At 74.1% G+C, this 5,193-nt stretch carries 2 protein-coding genes; both read right to left on the bottom strand.

Features of this window, described 5'->3' with window-relative positions; translation table 11 throughout:
- Positions 1-3,385 (bottom strand): amino acid adenylation domain-containing protein (locus tag ACZ7GZ_RS42145; RefSeq protein WP_471033042.1); only part of this gene is annotated, 3,385 nt, incomplete at its 3' end.
- The coding region (locus ACZ7GZ_RS42140) for a condensation domain-containing protein (protein WP_471033039.1) at positions 3,382-5,193 on the bottom strand (1,812 nt) is incomplete at its 5' end. The genes ACZ7GZ_RS42145 and ACZ7GZ_RS42140, both read right to left, overlap by 4 nt.

The raw sequence follows: 5,193 nt of genomic DNA, 5'->3' as shown, positions 1-5,193 counted from the left end.
GGAACACCGTCCGCAGGCTCTCGTGCCGGGCCACCACATCACCCAGCGCCGACCGCAACGCCTCCCGGTCCACCACCCCACGCAACCGCAGGGCGAGCGGAATGTTGTAGGTGGCCCCGGAGCCTTCGAGACGGTCCAGGAACCACAGGCGGCGCTGGGCGAAGGAGAGCGGGACGCGGTCGGGGCGGACGGCGGGCAGCAGTGCGGGGCGGGCGGTCCTGGCCTCCCCGAGCCGTCCGGCGAGCGACGCCACCGTGGGGGCCTCGAACAGCGCGCGGATGGCCAGTTCGACGCCGAGGGCAGCGCGGATCCGGCTGACCAGGCGGGTGGCGAGCAGCGAGTGCCCGCCCAGGTCGAAGAAGTGGTCGTCGACGGAGACCTCGGGCACGCCGAGCACGTCGGCGAACAGGCCGCACAGAATCTCCTCCTGCGGCGTGCGGGCCGCTCGCCCCGTCGTCGCGCCGGCGAGCTCGGGGGCGGGCAGTGCCCTGCGGTCCAGCTTGCCGTTGGCGGTCAGTGGCAGCGCGTCGAGGGTGACGAAGCCGGCCGGGACCATGTAGTCGGGCAGGCTCCGCGCGGCATGGACGCGGATCCGGTCCGGGTCGATCCGCTCTCCGGCCGACGGGACCACATACGCGGCGAGGCGGCGGTCGCCGGGGCGGTCCTCCCGTACGACGACGGCGACCTGGGCCACCGCCGGGTGCGCGGCGAGGACGGACTCGATCTCGCCGAGCTCGATCCGGAAGCCTCGGATCTTGACCTGGTCGTCGGCCCGGCCGACGAACTCCAGGGCGCCGTCCTCCGTCCAGCGCGCCACGTCTCCGGTGCGGTACATCCGCGTCCCGGGGGCGCCGAACGGATCGGCGACGAACCGGCTCGCGGTCAGGCCGGGCCGCCCCCAGTAGCCGCGGGCCAGTCCCTCGCCGGCGACGTACATCTCCCCGGCGACGCCGGGCGCGGCTGGGCGCAGTCCACCGTCGAGGACGTAGATCCGCAGGTCCGGGATGGCGCGGCCGATCATGCTGCCGGGGCCGGCGGCCGCGCCTGGCGCGTCGAGGGCGAGGTGGCTGACGTGCACCGTGGTCTCGGTGATGCCGTACATGTTGACCAGGACCGGGGCGTCGTCGGCGTGCCGGGCGTACCAGTCGGCGAGCCGCCACAGGTCGAGCGCCTCGCCGCCGAACACGACGTACCGCAGGCACAGCCGGTCGCCGGCCCCGGGGTTCTCCCGGTCGGCCTGCATCAGCTGGTAGAAGGCTGAGGGTGTCTGGTTGAGCACGGTCACGCGCTCGTCGGCGAGCAGCCGCAGGAACTCTTCGGGGGAGCGGGTGACCGCGTGCGGCACGACCACGAGCCGGCCGCCGTGCAGCAGCGGGCCCCACAGCTCCCACACGGAGAAGTCGAAGGCGTACGAGTGGAAGAGCGTCCACACGTCGTCGGGGCCGAAGTGGAACCAGTGGCCGGTCGCACCGAAGAGGCGGACGACGTTGTGGTGCGGCACGACGACGCCCTTGGGGCGGCCGGTGGAGCCCGAGGTGTAGATCATGTACGCGGGGTGGTGCGGGCGTACGTCCACGGCAGGGGCGGTGGCGGGCTCGGCGGCGAGCGCGGCAGCCGTCCCCGGCTCGTCGAGCAGGAGGTGGGCGGTGCCCTCACCGAGCCCGGCGGGCAGGCCCGCGTCGGACCGGGTCACCAACAGTGCCGGGCGGGCGTCCGCCAGCATGTGGGCGAGCCGGTCGGCCGGGTAGTCCGGGTCCAGCGGCAGGTAGGCGGCGCCGGACTTGAGCACCGCGAGCACGCCGACCACCAGGTCGAGGGAGCGGGGCAGGGCCAGCGCCACGAACCGTTCCGGCCGCGCTCCGTGCCGGGCGAGCAGCCGGGCCAGCCGGTTCGACCGGGCGTCCAGTTCGGCGTAGGTGAGCCGGTCGTCACCGAGCGAGACGGCGACCGCGTCGGGGGAACGGGCGGCCTGGGCGGCGAAACGGGCGGTCAGGGTGTCCGGGGCGGCCAGGGCGGTCGGGCCGTCGGGCGTGTTCCACTCCTCCACGACGCGGTGGAGTTCCGCGGCACCGAGCACGTCGACGCGTCCGACGGGCCGGGTCGGGTCGGCGGCGAAGATCTCGAAGACGCGCATCAGCCGGTCGGCGATGCGGTGTACCGACGCGGTGTCGAAGAGGTCGGGACGGTGGTCCAGGCGCAGGGTGAGCCGTCCGTCGACCACGCCGGCGACGACGCCGAGGGCGTAGTGCGTGGCGTCGGTGGCGTGCAGGCCGGTCAGGGTCAGGCCGTCGACCGGCGGCTGGAGTTCGGCCCGGTCGAGCGGGTAGTTCTCGAACACCGCGATGGTGTCGAAGAGGGTGCCGTGGCCGGCGACGCGCTGCACCTCGGTGAGGCCCAGGTGCTGATGTGCCATCAGGTCGGCCTGGCGGGTCTGGAGCCGGGCCAGAGCGTCGGCGAGCGGTTCGGCGGCGGGCAGCTCGATGCGCACCGGAAGGGTGTTGATGAAGAGGCCGACCATGGTCTCGACGCCCGGGATCTCCGGTGGCCGCCCGGACACGGTCGCGCCGAAGACGACGTCGTCGCGGCCCGTCAGCTTGGCGAGCAGCAGCGCCCAGGCACCCTGCAGGACGGTGTTGAGGGTGAGCCCGCGGTGGCGGGCCTGGTCACGCAGCGAGGCGGTGAGCTGCTCGCTCAGCTGCACGGTGAGGTGGCGGGGCGGCACGGTGGGCGGCGGCGCGTCGGCGGGGGCGAGCAGGCTCGGTCCGTCCAGCCCGGACAGCGCCCGGCCCCAGGCGGCCTCGGCGGCGGCCTTGTCCTGTCCGTTCAGCCAGGCCAGGTACTGACGGTAGGGGGTGACCGCGGGCAGGGTGGTGGCGTCGCCGCCGGCGGCGTACAGCTGGAACAGCTCCCGCACCAGGACCGGCATGGACCAGCCGTCCACCAGGATGTGGTGCTTGGTGAGGACCAGGCGGTGCCGCTCCTCTCCGAGCCGGTACAGGGCGCAGCGCATCAGGGGCGGACGGGTCAGGTTGAACCGCGTGGCCCGGTCGGCCGCGAGCAGCCGGTCCAGTTCGGCGCGCTGCCGGTCCGGGTCGGTGTGGGCCGACAGATCGGTCTCCGTCCAGGGGAGCGTGACCTCGTGGGGCACGATCTGGACGGCGCGGCTGAGTCCCTCGTGGCGGAACGCGGCACGCAGGTTGGGGTGGCGGCGCAGCAGCGCCTCCGCCGCCGTCCGCAGCGCTGCGGCGTCGAGCGGCCCTTCCAGGTCGAAGCTCAGCTGCACGGTGTAGACGTCGGCGGCGCTTTCGTCGTACAGCGCGTGGAAGAGCAGCCCTTCCTGCAGCGGCGAGAGCGGCAGTACGTCGGCGAGTCCCTGCTTCGTCATTGAGCGGTTCTCCAGTCGGCTTCCAGCAGGTCGATCTCGGCCTGGGACAGTGAGACGAGGGTCAGATCGGAGGGGGTGTGCCCGCCGGCCTCGGGGGCCCGGGCGTGCTCGGCCAGGACGGCCAGGGCACGTGCCCAGGTGTCGGCGAGGTCGGCGACCTCCGGGACGGTGAACAGGTCGCCTGCCCAGGACCAGGTCGCCACCAGGCAGGGGCCTTCGGGGCGGTCCTCGGTGAGCGCGTTGAGTTCGAGTTCGTGGGTGAGCGGCATCGAGGGGTCGGCCCCACCGCCGAGCGCGTCGGCCTCCGGCGCCGCGGTCCAGGGATCCTCGTTCCGGGAGGCCGCCGGGAAGCGGCCCAGGTAGTTGAAGCCCAGCTGCGGCGGAGCGGTGGGCGGCAGCGGGGTGCCGGGCGCCAGGTGGCGGAGCATGCCGTAGCCGATGCCGCCGTCGGGCACCGCCCGCAACTGCTCCTTGATCCGCTTCAGCGTCCCGCCGACGGCGGGGCCGCCGGCCCAGAAGCCGGAGCCGGTACGGTGGCCGGTCCCGGGGTCCAGGCGGACCGGGTGCAGGCTGGTGAACCAGCCGACGGTGCGGGACAGGTCGACGCCGTCGACGACGTCCTCCCGGCCGTGCCCCTCCAGGTCCACCAGGACGGTCGTACCGTCGGCCTTGCCCCTGCGGGTCCGCCAGTCCGCGACGGCCACGGCGAAGGCGGTGAGCAGGACGTCGTTGACGCCCGCGTGGTAGGCGGCCGGCACCTCGGCGAGCAGCGCCGACGTGTGGTCCGGGGAGAGGGCGCGCACCAGGGTGCGTTCGGTGGCGAACGTGTCACGCCCGAGGTCCAGTCGTCTGCTGCCCAAGACGGGATCCTCCCCGGTCGACTGCCGCCGCCACAGCGGCAGTTCGTCCGCGCGTCCCGGTGCCTTTGCGGTCAGTGCCTCGGACCAGACGCGCAAGGGCGTCGGCACGGGGGCCGGGCTGGGTTCGGCGCCCTTGGCGAGCGCCTCGCAGGCGGCGGCGAGGTCGGGCACCAGGATGCGCCAGGACACTCCGTCGACCACCAGGTGGTGCGCGACGAGCAGCAGTCTGCCGCTCCGCCCCGGCCCGCCGTCGAACCACACCGCCTGGAGCATCACCCCGGCGTCCGGGTCGAGCCGGTCGGCGGCCGCGTCGCCCTCGGCGGCGACGGCCGCGCGCGACTCCTCGGCCAAGGCGCCGGCCCACTCCACCCGGCGGACCAGGCCGGCCGCCCGGACCGTACCCGGCCGCGGCACGTCGAGTGCCCAGTCGTCGTCCCTGATCAGCCGGGCGCGCAGGGCGTCGTGGTGGTCGAGGAGCACCTGCAGGGACTCGGTGAGCCGGTCCAGGGTGAGGCCGGCCGGGCTGTGCAGCAGGACGGACTGGTGGAACCGGCCGATGGGTCCGCCGCGCTCGCGCAGCCAGTGCACGATCGGGGTGGCGGGCACCCTGCCGATGCCGCTGCCCGCCGGAAGTGCCGGTACGGATGCGTCCTCGGCCGCTTCCGCGACGAGGGCGAGTCCTGCGGGGGTTCTGTGCTCGAAGACCTGGCCGGGCGTGATCACGAGTCCGGTGGCGCGGGCGCGGCTGACGAGCTGGATGGACATGATGCTGTCGCCGCCGAGGTCGAAGAAGCTGTCGTCGGCGCCTACGGCGGACAGGTTCAGCAGTTCCCGGAACAGCCCGCACAGGACTTCCTCGTGTTCGGTGGCTGCCTGGCGTCCGCCGGGGGTGGCGGAGAGGTCGGGGGCGGGCAGGGCCTTGCGGTCCAGCTTGCCGTTGGGTGTGTG

It is taken from the genome of Streptomyces sp. NPDC037288 (genome assembly GCF_055603265.1).
The sequence above is the reverse complement of the archived record's forward strand: the minus strand, read 5'-3'. Positions and strand labels throughout refer to the sequence as shown.